Source organism: Algoriphagus hitonicola (assembly GCF_900113375.1).
Lineage (GTDB): Bacteria > Bacteroidota > Bacteroidia > Cytophagales > Cyclobacteriaceae > Algoriphagus > Algoriphagus hitonicola.
Genome location: NZ_FOPC01000001.1, coordinates 199,262 through 220,777 on the forward strand (window position 1 = coordinate 199,262; position 21,516 = coordinate 220,777).

21 protein-coding genes are annotated in these 21,516 nt (G+C 42.5%); 15 read left to right on the plus strand and 6 right to left on the minus strand.

Annotation, left to right across the window (positions count from 1 at the left end; genetic code table 11):
• Positions 1-14 precede the first annotated feature (14 nt).
• Both rlmB and BM043_RS00940 read right to left on the minus strand, forming a co-directional pair.
• Positions 15-791 (minus strand): 23S rRNA (guanosine(2251)-2'-O)-methyltransferase RlmB, encoded by a 777-nt coding sequence (gene rlmB / locus BM043_RS00935; protein WP_092788367.1) that lies wholly within the window; start codon positions 789-791, stop codon positions 15-17.
• Complete coding sequence (locus tag BM043_RS00940; RefSeq protein ID WP_092788368.1) at positions 764-1,999, minus strand: GWxTD domain-containing protein; 1,236 nt, start codon at positions 1,997-1,999, stop codon at positions 764-766. The genes rlmB and BM043_RS00940 overlap by 28 nt, the downstream gene beginning before the upstream one ends.
• Positions 2,000-2,060: 61 nt before the next feature.
• On the opposite strand from BM043_RS00940, the gene BM043_RS00945 reads away from it, so the two are divergent.
• Complete coding sequence (locus BM043_RS00945; protein ID WP_092788369.1) at positions 2,061-2,837, plus strand: class I SAM-dependent methyltransferase; 777 nt, start codon at positions 2,061-2,063, stop codon at positions 2,835-2,837.
• A gap of 50 nt (positions 2,838-2,887) precedes the next feature.
• Here BM043_RS00945 and BM043_RS00950 read toward each other — a convergent pair whose 3' ends face one another.
• Positions 2,888-5,872, minus strand: a complete 2,985-nt coding sequence (locus tag BM043_RS00950; RefSeq protein WP_092788370.1) for a glycosyltransferase family 117 protein — start codon at positions 5,870-5,872, stop codon at positions 2,888-2,890.
• A gap of 159 nt (positions 5,873-6,031) precedes the next feature.
• Here BM043_RS00950 and trxA point away from each other — a divergent pair, with 159 nt between their 5' ends.
• The 13 genes from trxA to BM043_RS01015 all read left to right on the plus strand — a co-directional run bounded on the left by trxA (position 6,032) and on the right by BM043_RS01015 (position 18,261).
• Positions 6,032-6,352: a thioredoxin gene (gene trxA / locus BM043_RS00955; protein WP_092788371.1), complete on the plus strand. Its 321-nt coding sequence runs from the start codon at positions 6,032-6,034 to the stop codon at positions 6,350-6,352.
• A gap of 86 nt (positions 6,353-6,438) precedes the next feature.
• Positions 6,439-7,860, plus strand: a complete 1,422-nt coding sequence (locus BM043_RS00960) for an MBL fold metallo-hydrolase (RefSeq protein ID WP_092788372.1) — start codon at positions 6,439-6,441, stop codon at positions 7,858-7,860.
• Between the two features lie 91 nt (positions 7,861-7,951).
• The gene (locus BM043_RS00965; RefSeq protein ID WP_092788373.1) at positions 7,952-9,364 is read left to right on the plus strand and encodes a hypothetical protein; all 1,413 of its coding nucleotides are present in this window, start codon (positions 7,952-7,954) and stop codon (positions 9,362-9,364) included.
• A 37-nt stretch (positions 9,365-9,401) separates the two neighbouring features.
• Positions 9,402-9,974, plus strand: coding sequence for a YeeE/YedE family protein (locus BM043_RS00970; RefSeq protein ID WP_377901302.1), 573 nt, complete (start codon positions 9,402-9,404; stop codon positions 9,972-9,974).
• Positions 9,975-9,986: 12 nt separating this feature from the next.
• Positions 9,987-10,475 carry a DUF6691 family protein gene (locus tag BM043_RS00975; RefSeq protein WP_092788374.1) on the plus strand — a complete coding sequence of 163 codons (489 nt, stop codon included), beginning with the start codon at positions 9,987-9,989 and terminating at the stop codon, positions 10,473-10,475.
• Between the two features lie 255 nt (positions 10,476-10,730).
• The gene (locus BM043_RS00980) at positions 10,731-11,888 is read left to right on the plus strand and encodes an MFS transporter (RefSeq protein ID WP_092788375.1); all 1,158 of its coding nucleotides are present in this window, start codon (positions 10,731-10,733) and stop codon (positions 11,886-11,888) included.
• The gene (locus BM043_RS00985; RefSeq protein ID WP_092788376.1) at positions 11,885-12,622 is read left to right on the plus strand and encodes an acyl-[acyl-carrier-protein] thioesterase; all 738 of its coding nucleotides are present in this window, start codon (positions 11,885-11,887) and stop codon (positions 12,620-12,622) included. The genes BM043_RS00980 and BM043_RS00985 overlap by 4 nt, the downstream gene beginning before the upstream one ends.
• 84 nt (positions 12,623-12,706) lie before the next feature.
• Entirely contained in the window at positions 12,707-13,771 is a 1,065-nt protein-coding gene (locus tag BM043_RS00990) for a c-type cytochrome (protein ID WP_092788377.1), read from the plus strand.
• Positions 13,768-15,120 (plus strand): hypothetical protein, encoded by a 1,353-nt coding sequence (locus tag BM043_RS00995; protein WP_092788378.1) that lies wholly within the window; start codon positions 13,768-13,770, stop codon positions 15,118-15,120. Before BM043_RS00990 ends, BM043_RS00995 begins: the two co-directional genes overlap by 4 nt.
• Before the next feature lie 494 nt (positions 15,121-15,614).
• Positions 15,615-16,604 (plus strand): fatty acid desaturase family protein, encoded by a 990-nt coding sequence (locus tag BM043_RS01000; protein ID WP_092788379.1) that lies wholly within the window; start codon positions 15,615-15,617, stop codon positions 16,602-16,604.
• A 2-nt stretch (positions 16,605-16,606) separates the two neighbouring features.
• The gene (locus BM043_RS01005; protein WP_092788380.1) at positions 16,607-17,803 is read left to right on the plus strand and encodes a DEAD/DEAH box helicase; all 1,197 of its coding nucleotides are present in this window, start codon (positions 16,607-16,609) and stop codon (positions 17,801-17,803) included.
• Between the two features lie 9 nt (positions 17,804-17,812).
• On the plus strand, positions 17,813-18,061 hold the full coding sequence (locus BM043_RS01010; protein ID WP_087937636.1) for a cold-shock protein: 249 nt from the start codon (positions 17,813-17,815) through the stop codon (positions 18,059-18,061).
• A gap of 5 nt (positions 18,062-18,066) precedes the next feature.
• Complete coding sequence (locus BM043_RS01015; RefSeq protein WP_087937637.1) at positions 18,067-18,261, plus strand: cold-shock protein; 195 nt, start codon at positions 18,067-18,069, stop codon at positions 18,259-18,261.
• A gap of 79 nt (positions 18,262-18,340) precedes the next feature.
• Here BM043_RS01015 and BM043_RS01020 read toward each other — a convergent pair whose 3' ends face one another.
• Entirely contained in the window at positions 18,341-19,330 is a 990-nt protein-coding gene (locus tag BM043_RS01020) for a 2-hydroxyacid dehydrogenase (protein ID WP_092788381.1), read from the minus strand.
• A gap of 2 nt (positions 19,331-19,332) precedes the next feature.
• The gene (locus BM043_RS01025; RefSeq protein ID WP_092788382.1) at positions 19,333-20,514 is read right to left on the minus strand and encodes a hypothetical protein; all 1,182 of its coding nucleotides are present in this window, start codon (positions 20,512-20,514) and stop codon (positions 19,333-19,335) included.
• A 131-nt stretch (positions 20,515-20,645) separates the two neighbouring features.
• Between BM043_RS01025 and BM043_RS01030 the strand changes: the two genes are divergently transcribed.
• A complete protein-coding gene (locus tag BM043_RS01030) occupies positions 20,646-21,071 on the plus strand; it encodes a Dabb family protein (RefSeq protein WP_092788717.1) in 426 nt (141 codons plus the stop codon).
• 5 nt (positions 21,072-21,076) lie between these two features.
• Here the strand turns inward: BM043_RS01030 and BM043_RS01035 are convergent, their stop codons facing one another.
• Positions 21,077-21,475: a hypothetical protein gene (locus BM043_RS01035; protein ID WP_092788383.1), complete on the minus strand. Its 399-nt coding sequence runs from the start codon at positions 21,473-21,475 to the stop codon at positions 21,077-21,079.
• Positions 21,476-21,516 lie beyond the last annotated feature (41 nt).

Here is a 21,516-nt window from a genome sequence, read left to right on the forward strand (position 1 = left end):
TTTTTTTGTGGATTTTAAGCTTTCCGCTGTCGAATCGCCTCATAAATTGCAACACCGGCTGAGACTGAAACATTTAAACTTTCGATATTTCCCGCCATGGGGATTTTGACTTTTTGATCTACGATGCCCATGATTTCTTGGGAGATACCATCTTCTTCGGATCCCATGACCATCGCTACGGGAGCCGAAAAATCAGCCTCGTACATATTTTTTTCGGTCTTTTCAGTGATTGCGATCAACGAAAGCCCCATTTTCTGGAGATCCCGACAGGCATAAAACAGATTTTTGACCCGGGCAATAGGAATGTAATTCAATGCGCCAGCCGAAGTTTTGACCGCATCTGAATTGATTTGTGCACTGCCTTTTTCAGGGATGACAATCGCATCCACGCCTGCGCATTCTGCTGTTCGGGCGATCGCGCCAAAATTTCGGACATCGGTGATATGGTCCAAAATCAGGATCAAGGGGGATTTCCCCACAGCAAAGCAACTGTCCACGACATGGTCGAGGGAAGCGTAGGCGATGGATGACATCTGGGCGACGACGCCCTGATGATTTTTGCGGGTAATGCGGTTGAGTTTCGCCTCAGGGACACGTACCACGGGGAGATTGGCACTTTTACAAACTTGCAAAAGCTCCTTGATCAGGTCATTGTTGAGTTCCTTTTGAACCAGTACTTTGTCAATATCTTTTCCGGCATGGATAGATTCCATCACAGCTCTTGTTCCAAAAATAAAATCTTTTTCGTGGGCTCCTTTTTCGATCAAAAAGCCATCTTTCCGCTTCTCCATTGGGATATGTTTTTAAACCAGATTGGCTGATAAGCTCGGGATCGGTTTAAGGTGTAGTAATGTGGATTGAGTATGTTCTTTACCCGGGCAAAGGTAAATCGAATTTTTGAACTCTCGTCTACCCCCTGATAAGTCCATACCTCACGGTCCAAATAAAAATTTACCCCATGCGGCGGTCCCATGACAATGTAAACCATGCCTTTGTCGGTTTTCCAGCCTGCTTTGAAGTCGGTAAATAGGATATTGGCAAACTCCACTTGACGGAAATATTCCCGAATAAGCTCCTTTGCCGTGTCAGGGTTTTTGGTCAGATTGATCCAGTATTCATCCAGTGCTTTCTTCTTATCTTCGGCAGTTAGCAGGATCTCATGCTCCCGACGGGTGGAAATATAGGTGACCATTTGTACCATCTCTTCCCAATCCTTCACCTTTGGAAAAGCATCATGGGTGGTTTTTACTAATACACCATTGGTATCCGTGGTGTCTTGCTGAAAGAAATAATAGCCGAGTTCACTGAGTTCTTTGGGCACATTGGCCAGAAAATCACCTTCATCCACTACATCCAATTCCTTGGGAACGGGAGCAGGCTTGGTTTCCATTGGTGGATAGGGCACTTCAAATTCCATCGGATAGTAGAATCCGTGAAGATTTGGTCCCTTAGATGATTTGAAAAGTAGGGCTTCTCCAGCCGGTAAATAGGTCTGATCAAAAGGGACATCATTGGCATAATAGGCTCCGAAGGTTGGGTGAGAAAACACAAAAGAACTTTTCAATTCAATATGATAATAATAGGAGTCGCCCTGTCGGGTATCGAGTGCAGTCAATACGACAATGGCCTGTTCTTGATCGCTGGGTATTTCCATTTCCTTTTCAAATACCCAATGCCGGTCGGTATCAAATTTAAGGTCATTTTCTCCCAGTAAAACCGTATTCTCGGCAGTAATTGGCTCTTCATAGCTGCTAACCAAATTATAGGAAAAGCTGTAGGTGTTGAAATCGGAATTCTCTTCGATTTTCTCCACCACAAACTGAGTGGTAAAGCGGTTCGTTTCTTTTTTAATGGGGATAATTTTCAAAGCCAAACGGGAATACCTTGAATAGCGTAGAGTCTGATTCAAGTCGCTGAGAGAGCTTTGGGAAATCGCCTGAAATGGAGCTCCTGCGATCAGGAGTGAAAAAAGTAAAATCTGAATTAGTTTTTGCTTCATTGGGTGTTGATCTTCGGTTTTAAAAATTAACCTTACTTTTGCCAAAATAGTAAAATTTCTAATGGCTACCTATACAACGGAAATTGCATCTGATAAGTTAATCAGTGATAATCCCATTCATCAGCGCTTGCTCAAAGCCTATATCGCTGCCCAGCCTTGGATCAGCGGATCGCTGCTCGAAATTGGCTGTGGAGAGGGGCGGGGTGTCGAAACGCTCTTGCCACTGGCAGATTCTTACCTTGGCATTGATAAAATCGGAGAAGTCATCCAAGATCTCAGACGGAAATATCCCGCAGTGGAATTTAAACAAGCGGTCATTCCTCCATTTGAGGGGATTGTTGATCAATCTTTTGATACGATTGTGAGTTTTCAGGTGATTGAGCATATTGAGGATGACCGGCTTTTCCTTCAGGAAATTTACCGTATGCTCAAGCCTGGCGGGAAAGCCATTATTTCCACCCCAAATAACACCCATACCTTGTCAAGAAACCCTTGGCATGTCAGAGAGTACTTGCCGCAGGAATTGATCGATTTATCGGCTTCTATTTTTGATCGGGTGGAGGCAAAAGGTATAGGCGGAAATGAAAAAGTCTGGGCCTATCACGAAGCCAATCGGCAGTCCGTTCAGAAAATCATGCGCTTCGATATCTTAGACTTGCAGCACAAGCTTCCGGCTTGGATTCTGAGAATGCCCTACGAAATTCTCAATCGATTCAACCGCAATAAACTGCACAAACAGCAAGGCGATTCGGTCACTGGGATCAGCCATGAAGATTATCCTTTGGTCGATAAACCTACTTCGGGTTTAGATCTATTTTACATTCTTTGGAGAAAATAAAAAAGGCCGGATTTTTCGTCCGGCCCTTTCAATGAATCAGATTTTATTTTTTATCTGCGCTGTAATATCCCGGGCTCATTGCTTTCCGCCCCGACAAAATCCTCGAGTCGTAGCTTGAGTTCCTGCGCTCTTTCTTGATAGCCTCTTTCCTCCAATAGCGGAATGAAGTATTTGACCATTTCGATAGAAATCATCATTTCCCGATCATAATCCCGGTTTTCTCGGGTATAGTATTCGATCATATCCAGTGATTTTTTGGATATTTTGTCAATGATATCCAGCGCTTTTTCCTCTTCGCCCACTTCGAAAAACAAAGGAACTGACTGTCCACTAGAGAGGTCATAAGGAATAGCTTCATCAGGCATGACCTCCAGACCGTAATTGAGAATGTTAGCTGCACGCTCCATATCATCCTGATCCAACAGCGCGATGGCAATGCTGTTAATCGTGCTTCGATGGTTGGAGGCAAATCGTCGGTATTCCTCATCCAGATAGGCATCAGGATTGTTCATGCCACGGAAGGCAAATTTGGTCATGTAGTTTTCATAAGCCAAATCTACATTGACCAGCTCTTCCCTCACGTAGTCGGGTTTTCTGATTGGCAAGAGTCGATAGGTCAATCCTTCCATTACGACATGATCTTCGATATTAATTCCGATCGTAGCCAGTGAAGTATTATTGAAATAAATCGGTCGATCCCAATTGTTACTCGCGATCAAGTCCAGCAGCATCAAGGTTCCTTTGGTGACATACTGCCCTTTGATCTGAAGATTGATTTGAGGAGTGTATAGCGGCATAAACTCTTCCGGGATGATATTCTTTTCTGCCACCGTGCTGCTGTCCACTTCGAGAATAAGATTTCGGGACGGCACCATATTAACTTGGGCTTTTCCTCCGGTTCGCATTCTAAGCAATTCAGATCCCGAATTGAGCAGTTTTAAATACTCCCGAGCCGAAATCGCATCCATACCATCTCGCTCCATGACATAAAGCACGTCATTGGTTCCTTTTTGGTAGCGCTCAGGATCTAATGAAAATGGGAGCGGTTCGGATTCGTTGGCAGGCAAGGTCATTTGATCCACATACCAATCGGTGTCAAAGTAACTCAAGACGATCACCCGGACGTCGGTTCGGAATCCTTCCACTTCCTGCACATACCAGAGTGGGAAGGTGTCATTGTCACCTCCGGTAAATAGAATTGCATTTGGAGCACATGAGGCTAGGAAATTCCGTGCAGAATCGACTGAAAAGTATCTGCCTTTTCGATTGTGGTCATTCCAGTTTTCCGCTGCCATTAGTCCTGCTACCGGGATGGTAAGCAAGGTAGCTGCCAATCCGGCAGTCGCTAGGTTTTTAGTGGCTTTGGCAAGACCGTGCGCAATGGCCAAAACGCCCATCCCCGCCCAAATGGCAAAGGCATAGAAACTACCCACATAAATGTAATCCCGCTCTCGGGGTTCGACCGGTGGGGAATTGAGATAAAGCACCAATACGGCCCCCATCATCAAGAAGAGCATCAGGTTGATATAAAAGGATTTAGGGTCGACTTTGGCCTGAAAAAACAAACCGATGATTCCCAGCAAAAGGGGAAGCATCAGGTAATTATTATGGGCTTTGTTTTCTTTGATGTATTCGGGGAATTTATCCGAAAATGCATCAGACAGGCCGATCCATGGTGCATCGGAGAAGTCGCTTTCCCTTCCAGAGAAATTCCACATAAAATACCGCCAATACATGTGTCCCAGTTGATGGCTAAACATGAAATATAGATTATCTCCGAAGGTGGGTTCCTGACCTTCTCTCAAGCCCAGCTTTTGACGATAAATGCGCTTGTGGTTTTCTTGGGTGGAATAGATTCTTGGTAGAATAGTGGTCTTTTCCGGATCATAGGTGTTTTCCAGTTCATAATCCGCAATTTCATATTTTTCCTTCCCTTTTCGGTAAATGGGGTCACCTTCGACCTGATCTACCAATTGAGCAGTGAAATATTGCCCGTGAATCAAAGGCCGGTAGCCATATTGCTCTCGTTTCAAATAAGAGATATAGCTGATGACATCTTTAGGGGCATTTTGGTTAATAATCGGGTCTTGATTGGCTCGTATTACGATCAAGGTGTAAGAACTGTAGCCGATCAAAATAAAAATCAGAGAGAGTAAAATGGTATTCAATCCTGCCATCGCTTTGTTGCGAGAATAGCGATAGGCATAATACAAAGCCGTAAAAAAGACAATTCCAAAGAAAATAATTCCAGATCCAAACGGAAGACCCAGGCTATTGACAAAAAAGATTTCTGTAGCACCTGCAATGCTTGGCAGTCCCGGGATGATGAAGTTATTGATTATCACCAATGCAACACCGCCTAGGAAGAAAGCAATTACTCCTCCTTTAAGTGAGGGTTTTTGGTATTTTTTGAAATAGTAAATCAAAGCCAAAGCAGGTAGAGTCACCAAATTGAGCAAGTGAACCCCGATCGAAAGACCCACCAAATAAGCAATGAAAATCATCCACTTGTTTTCTTCTCTAGGATCTTTGATGACGTCCCACTTGAGAAAAGCCCAAATCACGATTGCCGTAAAAAAGGAAGACATGGCATAAACCTCAGCTTCGACAGCAGAAAACCAAAAACTATCTGAGAACGTGTAAATCAACGATCCTACAATCCCGGCGCCCATCAGGCTGATTACCTGTCCTTTACTTTCTTTGTTGGGAATCACCCCTAGGAGTTTTCTGCCAAAAAGTGTGATCGACCAAAACAGGAAAAGGATGGTAAATCCGGAAAACAAAGCACTTCCAATATTCATCCAATAAGCCACATTCAGCTCATTGCCGAAGGCTAAAAAACTGAATATCCGATAGACTAATAAAAAGAATGGAGCTCCGGGAGGATGGGGTACCTGAAGCTTGTAAGACACGGCGATAAACTCCCCTGGATCCCAAAAACTGGCAGTTTGCTCCACTGTTAGTACATAAACTAAAGTAGCCACTGCAAAGACCACCCAACCGGTAATGTTGTTGATTTGCTTGAAATTGAGCATTTATATCGAAATTTTGACGGACGAAATTAGGAAAAATATTCCCAAATCGTGGTTTTTTAGCACTTTTTAAAACATGCCTAAAAGTCTCCTGTGATTTTTATTACTGAACTTAGCTTTGGTCTTCTTTTATATTTGTGTCGTATTGTAAAGAACAGAAATATGAATACTCAGCCAAAAACATTTCAAGAATTGATCGATGGGGAAATTCCCGTATTAGTAGATTTCTTTGCTACCTGGTGCGGACCTTGCAAAATGATGCAGCCCATTTTGGAAGATACGTCTCGACAGCTTGGAGAAAAGGTGAAAATCGTAAAAGTAGATGTGGATCGCAATCAACTTGCCGCGAGTAAATTTCAGGTTCGTGGAGTTCCTACCTTAATCCTTTTTCATAAAGGAAAAATTCTATGGAGACAATCCGGCGTCGTACCTGCCCATCAGTTGGTTCAGGTCATTGAATCTCAAATTTTAACCAGTGCCTAATCAAATGTGACAAAAGTCATTTTGTTATACCTGTGATCTAAATAGTTTTGAAAAGTATTAATTATTGAAATTTAAAAATCAAGCATATGAAAATCGAACAAATCTATACGGGCTGTCTTGCCCAAGGTGCCTATTACATTGAGTCTGACGGAGAAGCTGCGGTCATTGATCCGCTTAGAGAAGTGCAGCCTTATATCGAAAAAGCCGAGCGAAGAGGAGCCAAAATCAAGTATGTATTCGAAACACACTTTCACGCAGACTTTGTATCTGGGCATCAGGATTTGGCCGCAAAAACAGGAGCCAAAATCGTCTATGGTCCTACCGGAATGAAGATGGGTTTTGAAGCGACAATAGCAGAGGATGGGCAGATTTTTGAATTGGGAAAATCCAAAATCAAGGTGATCCATACTCCTGGACATACGATGGAGTCGGTTTGTTACCTTTTGATCAATGAAGAAGGAAAAGAAGAGGCGATATTTACCGGAGATACGTTATTTATTGGAGATGTCGGAAGACCCGATTTGGCTCAAAAAGTCATCAAAGACTTGACTCAGGAAAAACTAGCGGCTCACCTGTATGATTCGCTTCGAAATAAAATCATGCCGCTTTCCGATGACCTGATTGTCTATCCAGCTCATGGTGCGGGATCAGCCTGTGGCAAAAATATGAGTAAGGAAACCTCCGATACACTTGGAAATCAAAAGAAGACAAACTATGCGCTTCAGGAAATGACCAAGGAAGAGTTTATCAAAGAAGTATTGACCGGATTGACGCCTCCTCCTGCTTATTTCCCTCAAAACGTCATGATGAATATCCAGGGATATGATAGTATCGACGAGGTATTGGAGCGTGGAATTAAGCCGTTGACCCCAGCCGAATTTGAAGCGGTGGCCAATGAAACTGGAGCGATGATCTTGGATACCCGTGATCCGCAGAATTTTGCCAAAGGATTTATTCCAAACTCGATTAATATCGGAATCGATGGGAGTTTTGCAGTTTGGGTTGGAGCCATGATTCCTGATTTGAAACAGGAGATTTTGGTAGTTGCCGACGAAGGAAGAGAAGAAGAAGTGATTACACGACTGGCCCGAGTTGGATATGATTATGCCCTAGGTTACCTCAAGGGTGGCTTTGAAGCGTGGAAAGCAGCAGGAGAGGAAGTTGATTCGATTACGTCTATCTCTGTCGATGAGCTGGCAAAAATAAAAGAATCCAATCCTGAGGCATTGATTCTAGATGTGCGAAAGAATTCCGAGTTCCTTTCAGAGCATGTCATCGGAGCTGAAAATGCACCACTTGACTACATCAACGACAGTATGCTTAAGGTAAATAAGGATAAAACCTACTATGTACACTGTGCAGGAGGATACCGATCTATGATCTTTAATTCAATTTTGAGAGCTCGTGGGTATGATAATTTGATAGATATCAACGGAGGATTCAAAGCGATCAAAGAATCTGAGAAGTTTAAGGTATCGGATTACGTTTGTCCTACTACCTTACTCTAAGAAGTAAAACAATCTCTAAATAAAAATGGCAGGCCTCCGGGCTTGCCATTTTTGGTATCCACCCTTAGGATGTGATTAAAGTCACAATTTTATGCCAAGAATCATCCGCAAATTTGCATTGTTATTTGGAATGGGAGTTTTCCTTTTCCTTAGTTTTTCGGTAAGTGCCCAGCATGGGCAACAGCCGGAATCAGAAAATCCAGACGAAAAGTTGTTTGGAAAAATCCTTGAAAGCGGTTCATTTGAATTTCATCTTCGATCTTTCTTTATGAGCACGCTCAACCAGGGAGATTTGACAGATTATTCGACTTGGGGAACAGGCGCAGGATTAGGGTATTTCAGCCCGAGATGGAAAGGTTTTGGGGTTGGATTTAGTGGGTTCTTTGTCTTTCGTCACTTCGAAAACAATATCACTGAAACAGATCCTCAAACTGGCCTTTTCAATCGCTATGAGATGCTCTTGTATGATGTTCATCATCCCGAAAACAACAAGGATATGGATCGACTCGAGGAGTTTTATCTTTCCTATCAAAAAGATCAAATCTCCATCTGGGCAGGAAGGCATCATTTTGAAAGTCCGCTGCTCAATGCATCAGATAATCGGATGCGCCCAAACCTGTACAGTGGGATCTCGGTAGATTATCTGCCCGGCAAATTCCGAATAAACGGGGCTTGGTTTTCTCATGTGATTTCGAGAGGATCTTTGGAATGGGTCCCTGTGGCCGAGTCTTTTGGAACGTACTCGACCGGAAGAAATCCGGTTTATGGTCTTCAGGATAGCTATCAGCATCACATAGAATCCAAAGGAATAGGAGTGATCGGGGCAGAATACAGTGGAGAAAGTGTTAAGCTAAAAGCTTGGAACTACCTCGCTGAGAATGTCTTTACGATGACCTTCTTGGAAAGTACGGGTTCTTTCTCCTCCAAAAAAGGTCAGCAGTTTCTTTGGGGTGCGCAAGGGTTTTATGAGAGTGCCTTGGCAGATGGAGGGAATCCTCGGATAGAAAATACCTATATTCTCAAGGACGAAAGTACCTACGGACTTGGATTACAACTGGGAATGGCTTGGCCCCATGCAAAGTGGACGGTAAATTACTTGGGGATTTCTGATCAAGGTCGATTTCTCTTTCCCAGAGAGTGGGGCAGGGAGCAGTTCTTTGTGAGTTTGCAGCGAGAGCGGCATGAAGGTATGGGAGGAGTCAATGCAATTATGACTCAATACGACCACACCTTTATCCATGACAAGCTAAAAATCAGCCTTGGAGCAGCTCATGTGAAAACACCTGATCTGAATAATGTCGAATTGAATAAGTATGGAGTTCCAACTTATTATCATTTCTCAGGGCTACTGGACTATCGATTTGATGGATTCTTCAAAGGCTTGGATTTTCAGGTGTTGGCCGTGTATAAAAAAGAAGACCGAGACCAACACATTCCCTTGGAATATGTCCTGAATCGAGTCAATATGATGAATATGAACTTAATCTTGGATTATAGATTTTAAATCAAAAAGCAATCAATAAATAAAACAATAATAAAATATGATGGAGTGGATAACTCAACCTTGGCCATGGTATGTGGCGGGCCCTTTAATCGGGCTGACTGTACCGGCTCTGTTAATTTTAGGAAATAAGACTTTTGGAATATCGTCTTCCCTGCGCCACGTATGTGCGGCTTGCGTGCCCGCCGGTATTCCTTTCTTTACCTATAACTGGAAAAAAGAAATCTGGAACTTGCTCTTTGTAGTAGGGATATTGATCGGGGGCTTTATCGCTACCTCTTATCTGGCAAACCCCAATGAAATCATTATCGCAGAGTCGACTATAGCAGACTTGACTGCGCTGGGCGTGACAGATTATGGCAATCTATTGCCAGCTGATATTTTCTCTTGGGAAAATCTATTTACCGCCAAGGGACTTTTGTTCTTTGTGGTTGGTGGATTTTTGGTGGGATTTGGTACACGATACGCAGGAGGATGTACTTCCGGTCACGCGATTATGGGGATTAGTTCCTTGCAGTGGCAGTCAGTAGTAGCTACGATGTTCTTTATGATCGGCGGGTTTCTGATGACCCACGTGCTGCTAGAGCCATTAATGAAGTTGGTAGGATTTTAATCAAGAATGAAGATGAAAGTAGCAGAAAAAATACAAGTTCAGGATCCACATTGCGAAGCACCTAACCTCCGCAGGGATCATGACAAAGGGTTGGAATTATTAAAATATTTGATTTTGGGAATTCTTTTCGGAATCGTATTTGTAAAGGCGGAGGTGATTTCTTGGTTTAGAATCCAGGAGATGTTTCGATTGCAATCTTTCCATATGTATGGGGTGATTGGTTCGGCGGTGATTACAGGAATCATTTCCATCCAAGTGATCAAGCGATTCGGAATCAAAACCATTCATGGTGAAGCGATCAATATTCCAAAAAAGGAATTTAGAAAAGGTCAAGTAATTGGAGGGTTTATCTTTGGCTTGGGATGGGCATTGACCGGAGCATGTCCGGGACCTTTATTTGCTCAAATCGGAAGTGGATACTCAGTGATTTTAGTGACGCTGGTTTCCGCTTTGGCAGGAACCTGGGTATATGGCCGTTTTTCGGATAAATTTCCGAATTAATAATAGGTAAGTTTTAACATGGTAAAGCCGCAAAATTTGAATTTTGCGGCTTTTTTAATTGAACACTTTTTTGATTATGAATCGAATCATCAAAATGATCGTCGCTATTATCACCCCCACAATAACAAATTCCATAAATCCAATTTTTAAAAAGAACCCACTCCGCCTGAAATAGTTTTTGCCAAGCCTGTAGGAATCCTTCTTTTTTTACTGGTAAACTTCTTTTATTTGCAGAACCTATTAAACCCTCAAACTATGAAGCCGCTGACCAAAAGGAGAATAGCCTTAGGCAGTTTATTCTTTTTTATTGGACTCTGTTTTGCCAGTTGGGCGGCACGGATTCCAGATATTCAATCCAAATTTGATTTGTCTGAAGGCCAGTTAGGTACCTTGCTCCTGTTTTTGCCGATAGGTTCGATGATTGGCTTACCGATTGCTGGATGGTCGGTTCATCACTATGGGAGCAGAAAGGTGATTCTGGTAGGTAGTTTTGCTTATGCCATGAGTCTTCCCCTGATTGGGTTGAGCCCGAGTACCTGGATTTTGATTCCGGTATTGATTCTTTTTGGTCTGCTGGGAAATATTATGAATATCGCTCTGAATACACAGGCTTTGGATCTCGAAGATCAAATGGGTAAGAGTATTCTGGCCTCTTTTCATGGGCTCTGGAGCATGGCGGGTTTTACGGGAGCTGGAATTGGTGCAGGAATGATTTTCTTGGAGCTTTCGCCATTTATTCATTTTATGATCGTGATGGGCATATCGACTTTGATTGTCTTATTTGCGCAGCGATTTGTCATTCAGGAAAAATCAAATGATGAAGCGGGTGGATTGGTGCTGAAGCGTCCCGATGATTTGCTTTTGCGGATCGGCTTGATAGCCTTTTTGGGAATGATGGCTGAGGGCTGCATGTTTGATTGGAGTGGAGTTTATTTCAAAAAAGTGGTGATGACAGATCCTTCTCTGGTGGCTCTGGGATATGTAGCCTTTATGGGAGCAATGGCTTCCGGCCGGTTTGTTTCAGATCGATTTATTCATCGTTTTGGTAAGGTTACCATCCTTAGAGCCAGTGGAATTTTACTCTTCTCCGGATTGACGATTTCTGTTTTATTTCCCACCATTCTTACGGCTACTTTGGGATTTTTGATGGTTGGTTTTGGTGTAGCCTCAGTTATTCCGGTAGCTTATAGCATTGCGGGAAGGTCAAAACTTTATTCTCCGGGTGTTGCCTTGGCTTTGGTCTCGACGATTTCTTTTTTCGGCTTTTTGCTCGGTCCGCCTTTGATTGGGTTCATCGCGGATTTATTTAATTTGAAGATATCATTTGCCTTGATCGCATTGAATGGTCTTGGGATCGCATTATTGGCTACGATCCGAAAGCAGGTATTTTTCCCACAACCTGAAATAAAATGACGGTACTTCCAGAAGGTTTTCAGTTTTCAAAAGCTTTTGAAATCGGCTCCTACCAAGTCAATCCCAAGGGACTAATCCGATTGAAAGATCTGGGAGACTTGTTTCAGGAAATTGCCTGGAAGCATGCGGATTCGGCGAATTTTGGAAGGATTCTTTTGGAGAAAAACCTCATGTGGGCACTTTCCCGGCTTGAGATCAAGCTGTGGAAATCCCCAGTTTGGGGACAGCAAATCACTATTTATACAGGAGGTAGGGGAATTGAAAAGCTGTATGCGTTTCGGGAGTTTTTGGTTGTTGCTGAGTCTGGAGAGGTATTGGCTAGAGCGATGTCCTCCTGGCTTTTGGTCCATACTGAAACCAAGCGGATTCAGCGTCCTGCTCAAGTTTTGACAGAGACCCTCTTTTCTTCCTCCAAACCTTCGGAATGGCAACCCCAAAAAGTGGATTTACCCAGTCTTCCTGCTCTAGTTGAGACTGAATATGTGGTACAGGCTTCTGATTTGGACCTATACGACCATGTTAACAATACAAGCTATATCCGACTGGTGGAAGATTTATTGGGAAGCCAAAATTTAACAGCTTCGACCCTTTTAATCAATTACATGGCGGAATGTAAACTTAGGGATCAAATTCAGCTTTCACTTTATCGTCTTGAAAATAGTACCTACATCAAAGGTCAAGTGAGTAACCGAATTGTATTTTTAGCTTCAGCGCTGGTGGTGGAAGACAAATAAAAGCTTTACTTTAATGTCATGTGATGGAAGTCACAGCATTTCGTTATTAAATCGGTGCATTTTTGTAGTGTATCTTCGAAATCTATGAATCAGATCGGAAAACCTTTTGTACAGCTGATTACGCTAATGGTAGGTTTGTTGGCATTAGCCACAGCTTTGGTGGGTGTGATTGGATTGGTGGTTTACCTCTCTTACTCGGGAGTCAAACTTCCTGAACTCGCTCCTTCAGAGCCCGAAGTTAAGCTGACAGCGGCAGTGGAGGCGCCCAAGCCTAAAGCATTAATGGATGTAGCTGGGATATGGGCAGCTCCAGATTGGGCCAGTGTCGATAGCGAACCGAATGCCGAATCCATCAAATATGGCAAAGAACTAGTAGCCAATACGGCCGAATACCTCGGTCCCAATGGGAAAGTGAAAAAAATATCCAATGGATTAAATTGTCAAAATTGCCATTTACAGGCTGGAACGGCCCCTTTGGGGAATAATTACAGTGCAGTAGCCTCCACCTATCCCAAAATCCGCGCTCGATCGGGACAATCTGAAGACATCGAAAAGCGCATCAATGATTGCTTTGAGCGGAGTTTGAACGGTCAGCCTTTGGAGCGAAATTCCAAGGAGATGATTGCGATGGTAGATTATATGAAGTGGCTTGGTAAGGAAGTTCCCCAAGGGGAAAAGCCAAAAGGAGTAGGGATTTACGAAGTACCGCTGATGGATAGAGCCGCAGACCCTATAAAAGGTAAGACTATTTATGAACAGCAATGTCAAAGCTGTCATGCCGCCGATGGGCAGGGACTTCCCAAGCCGGACGGTTCGGGATACACCTATCCACCACTTTGGGGAGAGCATAGCTACAATAGCGGGGCTGGATTATTTCGTCTTTCCAGATTTGCCGGCTATGTGAGAGCCAATATGCCATTGGGCGCTACGTTTGAGAATCCTTTGATTTCCGATGAAGAGGCCTGGGATGTGGCGGCTTATGTCAATAGCATGGATCGCCCTTCGCGCGATTTAAGTGCCGATTGGCCGGATATTTCCAAAAAACCAATAGATCATCCCTTTGGTCCTTTCAGTGATGGATTTTCGGAGGAGCAGCATAAATACGGGCCTTTTAAACCCATTAAAGAAGCGAAAGCCAAATCAGAATGAAAAGGATATTAATGGGGATAATGCTTTTATCCCCTTTTTTTTTACTTGCCCAAAATCAGGAAGAGGAAAAAAAGATCACTCTGACTCCGTTGGTCCACTTCCGGACTTTTTGGATGAGTACCACTTACCCCAGTGAATTCAAAGATGATTACTCCCTAGGCGCCTCGCTGAGCCTAGGTGCAAAAGTGGCCTATAGATCCCATTGGTCTTTGGAAAGCAGCTATAGGGCATTTGCGGATATTTGGAGCTCACAGATCTGGGAAGCAAGCCCGATTACAGGCAGAAGAAACCGCTATGAAATTGGGCTTTTTGACTTGCAGAATCCAGGAGACCGTGTTTTTGGGAGTTTTGAGAAGCTCAATCTCCGATATAAAAACAAGCAATGGAATGTAGCAGTAGGGAGAATGGATATCAATACCCCCTGGGTTAATCCGCAGGACGGCAGACTTTCGCCTACTCTTATGGAGGGAGTTAGTATTTCGTACAAACCGAATAATAAATGGACCTTCTCTGGTTGGTATATTGATCGGCTACGAGTAAGAGGAACGAGTCAATGGGCTAATCCGGGAGAGTCAGTTGGAATATTTCCAGTGGCAAGAGATCCCAATGGGATGCCCTCTCAGTATTTTGGAAATACCACGAGCAAGCGAATCACCATAGTCCAACTCACCCGGATGCTACCAAAGGGAAAAATTGAAATCTCCCAAACACAAGCGCATAATATTTCCAGTACCTTCTGGACAGAGTGGATTCACCGATGGAAAGAAGAGAGAACGGAGGAAAGTTGGTTTTCGGGCATTCAGATTGGCTATCAGAGCGGGATGGGTGAAGGCGGAAATGCTGATCCTAATTTCCAATTCAAAGATCCCAAGGATAAAAACTGGCTACTATCCACTCGGATAGGTTTTGAAACTAAGCGCTGGCAATCCCATTTGAATTTTACCAAAACAGGAGGAAAAGGTCGCTGGCTAAACCCCCGAGAATGGGGCAAGGATCCTTGGTTTACCTTTATTCCCCGGGAGCGAAATGAAGGTTATGAAAATTTTGAGTCCTTGGTACTTTATCTAGAATACATTTTCCCGAAAAGTAATCTGACAATTTATACTCATGCCGGGATCAATTGGCTACCCGATATCAATGATGCAGCTGCAAATAAGTATGCTTTTCCGTCTTATCGACAGATCAACCTTGGCCTAAAGCTGAAACCGAACAGGTGGGAAAAGCTCGATTTTCATTTGCTTGTGATGAATAAGGAAGCTATAAATGCCCCACAGCTCACTCCGGCGCAGCAATACAATAAGGTAGGAATGATTCATATCAATGGAATTCTGAACTGGAAGCTTAATTGATTCTTGGTATTGCTAAAACTCCGATAGAAAATTTATAGAAACGGAATTAGTGTTTCATGGGAATCGTTATTTGTCAATTTGGTAAAAAATTGAAAAATCTCACTGGTATAAATTTGGATTTTTTAGAAAATTAGGAAATCCGAAATCTTATTATCACCTTTGATCCGTGGAGAAGGAAATTACAAGAATTTCATCCACGATAGTTAAAGTCATCCAGCGTTGATTATCAACCTGCTTAAGTAGCAAATTCCAGAGTTCCTCCTTGCAAAGGTTTTATTCTCTTTTTCTACTTTTTTAATTGATCTGCCTCCAGGCGATAAATTAAAACCTGCAGCAACATCCCACGGGAACAATTAAGTTTATCACCAAATACTAAGTTTATTAAAACAGTAAGATTCTCAGAATCAGTTTTATCTGAATTCTCTCAAACCCTCCGAAGTAGAGTTTATGGTCATTTCAAGGCCACAAATCAATCTAAATACGGTAACGCACAAATGGTCCTCAAGACCGTAGTGCTACTCTCATTGTATCTTCTTCCTCTTTTGGCAGTCATTTTAGGCTTTGCCACGGAAACATGGCAGTTATTTGCCTGTTTTGTGCTAGCCGGATTTGGGATGGCAGGGGTAGGTATGGGCGTCATGCACGATGCCAATCATGGATCTTATTCCAAAAATCCTACAGTTAACAAATGGGTAGGCTACACGCTTAATTTAGTCGGTGCAAGTTCTACTGTTTGGAAAATTCAACATAATGTACTTCATCACAGCTACACGAATATCGATGAGCATGATGATGATATTAATGCCCCCTTCTTTTTGAGGTTTTCTCCCAGTGCAGAAAAAAATTCACTTCATAAGTATCAGCACCTATATGCTTGGTTTTTCTATTCCCTGTCTACTATAGGTTGGGTGACTGCCAAGGATTTTGTCCGATTGACCCGTTACCATAAAAAAGGCCTGGTCAAAGGAGAAAATGCTTATAGAAATAACCTCATTAAAATTGCTGCTTGGAAAATCGGATATTTTGCAGTGGTTTTAGGCTTACCGATTATATTCTCACCGTTTTCAGCGGGAATGATATTTTTGGCTTTCCTTGCCATGCATGCCGTGACTGGATTTGTCATTACGATGGTTTTCCAGACGGCGCATATTGTACCTGAGGTAGAATTTCCAATTGCAAATGAAGAAGGAATAGTGGAAGGTGAGCGGATGCTTCACCAATTAGCCACGACTTGCAACTTTGCGCCAAATTCCAGGATTCTGGAGTGGTTTATCGGAGGATTGAATTACCAGGTGGAGCATCATTTGTTTCCAGATGTCTGCCATGTACACTATCGAGATATATCGAAAATCGTAAAATCTACGGCTGAGGAATTCAATATTCCATACTATTCAAAGCCGAATTTTGTAGGGGCTGTTCTTGACCATTTTAAAATGCTCTATCTCTTGGGGAATAGTCCTGAGTTGGAGCCAGTAAAAGCCTAATCATGTATTTTAATCAAAGAAATAAACCAAAAGCTCAAGCCAAACCTCAGGTAAACCGAGGAGGTAGAGCGGTACCAAAAGCAGCTAAAGTTTCCAAACTGGATGCCAATCTGCTGATCAAAAAGGCTCAACCGAGTGGACAGGAAGGATTTAGATCCGAGCGCCCATTTTCAGATTTGCCTTTGAGCCGTCAGTTGCTTCAAAATCTCGAAGCAAAAGGCTACGAAACATTGACTAACATCCAGGAGCAGGCGGTTTTGCCACTGCTACAGGGAAGAGATTTATTGGGGATTTCTAATACCGGATCGGGTAAAACCGCGGCATTCTTGATTCCCATTATCGAAAAAATCAAATCTTCTTCAGAGCCTCGAACTGCATTGATTGTGACTCCTACCAGGGAGTTGGCACTTCAGATCGAAGAAGAATTTAAAAGTCTCACCAAAGGGATGGGATTGTTCTCGGCGACTTTTATCGGGGGAACGAACATCAATTCAGACTTTAAAACGCTGAGCAGGAAACTTCACGTAGTCGTAGGGACTCCGGGAAGACTTCTGGATCTGACCGATCGCAAGCTTCTGCATTTGAATAAGTTCGATACACTGGTATTGGATGAGTTTGACCGGATGCTCGATATGGGGTTTATCAACGATGTCAAGAAGATCGTACGGTCCATGACCAAAAGAACTCAAACCATGCTTTTCAGTGCGACTTTAGAGCCTACTCAAAAAGCCATGATTGATTCCCTATTGAATAATCCGGTGGAGGTCAAAGTCAACAATGGCGTGACTACCAGCGAAAATGTCGATCAGGAGATCATCAGATTAAAATCAACCGAAGATAAGTTTTTGGTTTTGGAAGGATTATTCCAAAATCCCGATTTGGAAAAAGTGATTATATTCACAGAGACCAAAAGACTGGCTGACCGATTAAGTAAAAAACTGAACCAATCAGGAATTCACTCCGGGTTGATTCATGGAAATAAATCCCAGAATTTCCGAAACAGAACGATTGAGGAATTCAAGAAAGGGGTAACACGAGTACTAGTAGCCACTGATGTGGCAGCTAGAGGTATAGACGTGGCTGATGTGACCCATGTGATCAATTATCAGCTTCCCATGTCTATGGATAGCTATATCCACAGAATCGGCCGTACGGGTCGAGCTGGCAAGACCGGCAGAGCCATCACATTTGTCAATTAAAAAGCTACAATGTCGAAAAATCAAAACACATTCATCAAAAAACAAAAAGCAGAACTTAAAAAAAGAAAACAAAAAGAAAAATTAGAAAAGAAACTAGCCCGCAAAGAACAGCCTAAAAGCGGGGACCTGGAAGACATGTTGGCCTATGTCGATGAGTTTGGAAACATTTCCGAAACTCCTCCGGAACCGGAGCCACCAAAAAAACAACCGATTTCTAGAAATCAATATTCAAATAACAAACAACAAAGTAAAAATTAGTAATCATGAATGAAGGAACAGTAAAATTCTTTAACACAACCAAAGGTTTTGGTTTTATTACACCAGCTGATCAAAGTGAAGATGTATTCGTACACCACTCAGGCTTGGTTCACGAGATCCGTGAAAATGACAAAGTTACATTTGACGTAGTTCAAGGTAAAAAAGGCGTAAATGCCGTAAACGTGAAAGTAGTAGGATAATTCCAAACGCTTTTTAAAAAATGAAATCCCCGATTCCTTCACAGGTTTCGGGGATTTTTTGTGACCTAAATATCAGTACTCAGTTTACTTCATTTTTTAATGGGTGACTCTGTTCGAAATCGTTCAGGTTTTCTAAGGTAGTCTTGGCGATTTGATAGAGCGCCTCGTGGGTCAAAAAAGCCTGATGACCAGTGATCAAGACATTGGGAAAAGTCATCAAGCGGGCAATCTGCTCATCTTGGAGGATTTCTTCGGATCGATTCTGAAAAAAGAGATTTTCTTCCTGCTCATAGACATCAATGCCCAAGTATCCGATTTTCCCGATTTTCAAGGCCCGAATGACTGATTTGGTTTCGATCAACGCTCCTCGAGAGGTATTGATCAGCATGCAGCCGTCCTTTATGAGTTGGAGAGAGTCTTTATTGATCATGTGTTTGGTATCTGGGGTAAGTGGACAGTGCATGGAAATGATCTCGGCTTTTTTTAGCAGATCATCGACTGATAAATAGGCAACTCCCAGTTCTTTTAATTTTTGATTTTCAAATGGATCAAAAGCTAAAACTTTGCAACCAAAACCCAAAGCAATTTTACAGAATGCCGCCCCAATAGCTCCTGTGCCGATGACCCCGATTGTTTTCCCATGTAGGTTCATTCCGGTTAACCCTTCGATTGAAAAATTATTTTCACGAACTCGATTGTAAGCTTTGTGGGTTTTTCGGCTTAAGGTCAGGATCAAAGCCATCGCGTGTTCGGCTACTGCCTCTGGACTATAGGCAGGCACTCTGACGACGGTGATGCCTAGCCTGTCTGCCTCTTGGAGATCAACTTGGTTGTAGCCGGCACAGCGGAGAGCAATGAGTTTGACACCTTCTTCTTTAAGTTTCTTGAGGGTGACTTTATCCAGGTGATCATTGACGAAAGCACATACAGCTTCATGACCTTTTGCCAGTATAGCGGAATATCTATCTAGTTTTGCCTCAAAATAGGTGAATTCATGACCAAAATTCGAGAGTAGTGGATCAAAGCTGGCTTTGTCATAGGACTTGGTACTGAAAAATGCAACGTTCATAATTAATTTTCTTGAATCTGATAAATGCCAAATCGGGTTACTTCTTCTTCTACCTCTGGATTTAAGGCTTCTTGAACCAAGAATTTTCCATCATCTAGGCCGAACAATATTTTTCCCTGAATAGAAGGGAGTTCGAAAGGTAATTGTTTTTGATTTTTGATCAATAAAATCCCCTGTTCATCTGGGTCGGATAGGGGTGAGTAAAGTGCATCATTTTCATTTCGAGTTTGATATTCTGCCTCCGATACTCCGGTAAAATACTTCAACAGATAGAAATTTGCGTCAATTTTAATCAAGTCAAGATTTCGACCGGCCATAAATCTCAGTTTATTCACGCGTTCATCATTGCCGGGAGTTTCGATCGGGAGAGGGGCGTATCTGAGTAGTTCTCGGTGATTGATGGGGATAGTCCGTTTTAAATTCAGATTAGGTAACTCGTAAATTTCAATTTCATCTTCGAGGGAATGTAGAAGGAGGAGCTCATCGCTTTCCTCATCGATCAAAAATGACTTGGTCATCAATTCTTGATAAATATTTTCGGATTCGAAATAGATTGAATTTTCCTGGTAAGGAATCACTGATTTCATATCTCCGTTTTGGATATTGATCTTGTAGAAGTTTTGCAGTGTATCTCTACCCTCTTCGTCCCGAATCAAATAGTGGGCAGACAGGTAGTTGGTCGGGCCAACCAAAAAAAAAGTGCTGTCTTCGTGTTCGAAATAGGGAGGTTTTCCCATCGGGCCAAAAGTCCGAATCGGCAGTGGAGATTGAATTCGCTGCTGATACACCACCTCATAAGCAGAATCATAGGTATAAATTTCAAAAGGGAGTTCTGCTACCCGTAAACCATCTGGCCCGAAACCTAAGCCGATCGGATTCCAGTTTCCGTAGAGCCCGGGACCTTCTCCTTTCTTTTTGACCCGCTTCAGAATCTCTCCGGATTCGCTGATTTCTAGGATTTCATCTTCTACCATGGAGTAGCCCAAGTAACGTTTTTCTTCAGACGAATAATCTCTAATTAATACTTGTGTAAAATTTTCAACTTCAAAAGAGTCGATTTTGACCAATTGATAGGTAGAATCTTCGACACTTTCCGTTGATTTCTGCTCCGAATCACAGGAAAATGCTCCCAAAATCCATGATGCGAACAAGATTTTTAGGATGATTTGTAAATTTCCTCTCATTATTATTAGTTAGTTTTTCTATTAAATATTCGTTGAATTTACTAAAAATGAATGAAAGAAAACCAAGCACAAAAAATATTCATGATTATTGGGCTAATTTTTGTAATTATCGAAGAATTAATCCCATTACCATGAAGAAGATTCTACTCAATCTGCCTTTTTTACTGATCTTGGCCTGCGGTACTGCTGAAGAGAAAAAGGAAGAAATTCAAAAAGAAGTTACCAAAGAAATTGTCATGACCTCACCCGATTCTGTATTAAGACATGTGGTATATTTTTCATTCAAGGAGGAATCATCCCAGGAGGACGTTCAAGGGGTGATCGATGCCTTTAGGAATTTACAGGATGAAATCGAAGGGATCAAGGGATTTGAATGGGGTGTGAACTCCAGTCCCGAGGGCATAAATAAAGGCTTGACTCATGCCTTTACGCTTACTTTTCATTCCGAGGAAGATCGAGATGCTTATTTGCCCCATCCTGCTCATCAGCGATTTGGTGAGATTCTAGGCCCACATTTGAAAGATGTGACCGTGATCGACTACTGGACCAGAAAATAGATTAATTAATCGTAGGGGACACCCGAGGTTTTTCCGTTTTCTTCGACCATGAGCACTTCGGTGACTACAAAGTTACTGGCCCCCCGCCAAGGGAGCTTGCCATGATATTCTTTGTATCGAAGTTCGACAAATTTACCTGATGCACGCTCTAGTTTGACGGCTACTTCCTCGTCAGCGACACTGAATCTAAACTCATTACTCTGCAAGGCACCGGCAGTGGGACTCTGAAAACCCTCCTGGACTACTCGCCCTTCGTAAGTTTTGAAAAGTATTCCTTTTTTGACAAAGTAATTTAAAGATCCGGCTTTTACTCCTTCACCAAAAACAAAATAAAATTTGTACCAAAATAATCCGGCTAGCACGACGATGAGAACTAGGCCGATAATGTATGCTGCTTTTTTCATAGTGAGTAGTTTGTCAATTAAAGATAAGGAGCCTTTTGAAT

Coding starts and splice junctions, on each gene's coding strand:
- rlmB (WP_092788367.1), bottom strand. CDS start 791: ATGGAGAAGCGGAAAGATGGCTTTTTGATCGAAAAAGGAGCCCACGAA.
- BM043_RS00940 (WP_092788368.1), bottom strand. CDS start 1,999: ATGAAGCAAAAACTAATTCAGATTTTACTTTTTTCACTCCTGATCGCA.
- BM043_RS00945 (WP_092788369.1), top strand. CDS start 2,061: ATGGCTACCTATACAACGGAAATTGCATCTGATAAGTTAATCAGTGAT.
- BM043_RS00950 (WP_092788370.1), bottom strand. CDS start 5,872: ATGCTCAATTTCAAGCAAATCAACAACATTACCGGTTGGGTGGTCTTT.
- trxA (WP_092788371.1), top strand. CDS start 6,032: ATGAATACTCAGCCAAAAACATTTCAAGAATTGATCGATGGGGAAATT.
- BM043_RS00960 (WP_092788372.1), top strand. CDS start 6,439: ATGAAAATCGAACAAATCTATACGGGCTGTCTTGCCCAAGGTGCCTAT.
- BM043_RS00965 (WP_092788373.1), top strand. CDS start 7,952: ATGCCAAGAATCATCCGCAAATTTGCATTGTTATTTGGAATGGGAGTT.
- BM043_RS00970 (WP_377901302.1), top strand. CDS start 9,402: ATGATGGAGTGGATAACTCAACCTTGGCCATGGTATGTGGCGGGCCCT.
- BM043_RS00975 (WP_092788374.1), top strand. CDS start 9,987: ATGAAAGTAGCAGAAAAAATACAAGTTCAGGATCCACATTGCGAAGCA.
- BM043_RS00980 (WP_092788375.1), top strand. CDS start 10,731: ATGAAGCCGCTGACCAAAAGGAGAATAGCCTTAGGCAGTTTATTCTTT.
- BM043_RS00985 (WP_092788376.1), top strand. CDS start 11,885: ATGACGGTACTTCCAGAAGGTTTTCAGTTTTCAAAAGCTTTTGAAATC.
- BM043_RS00990 (WP_092788377.1), top strand. CDS start 12,707: ATGAATCAGATCGGAAAACCTTTTGTACAGCTGATTACGCTAATGGTA.
- BM043_RS00995 (WP_092788378.1), top strand. CDS start 13,768: ATGAAAAGGATATTAATGGGGATAATGCTTTTATCCCCTTTTTTTTTA.
- BM043_RS01000 (WP_092788379.1), top strand. CDS start 15,615: ATGGTCCTCAAGACCGTAGTGCTACTCTCATTGTATCTTCTTCCTCTT.
- BM043_RS01005 (WP_092788380.1), top strand. CDS start 16,607: ATGTATTTTAATCAAAGAAATAAACCAAAAGCTCAAGCCAAACCTCAG.
- BM043_RS01010 (WP_087937636.1), top strand. CDS start 17,813: ATGTCGAAAAATCAAAACACATTCATCAAAAAACAAAAAGCAGAACTT.
- BM043_RS01015 (WP_087937637.1), top strand. CDS start 18,067: ATGAATGAAGGAACAGTAAAATTCTTTAACACAACCAAAGGTTTTGGT.
- BM043_RS01020 (WP_092788381.1), bottom strand. CDS start 19,330: ATGAACGTTGCATTTTTCAGTACCAAGTCCTATGACAAAGCCAGCTTT.
- BM043_RS01025 (WP_092788382.1), bottom strand. CDS start 20,514: ATGAGAGGAAATTTACAAATCATCCTAAAAATCTTGTTCGCATCATGG.
- BM043_RS01030 (WP_092788717.1), top strand. CDS start 20,646: ATGAAGAAGATTCTACTCAATCTGCCTTTTTTACTGATCTTGGCCTGC.
- BM043_RS01035 (WP_092788383.1), bottom strand. CDS start 21,475: ATGAAAAAAGCAGCATACATTATCGGCCTAGTTCTCATCGTCGTGCTA.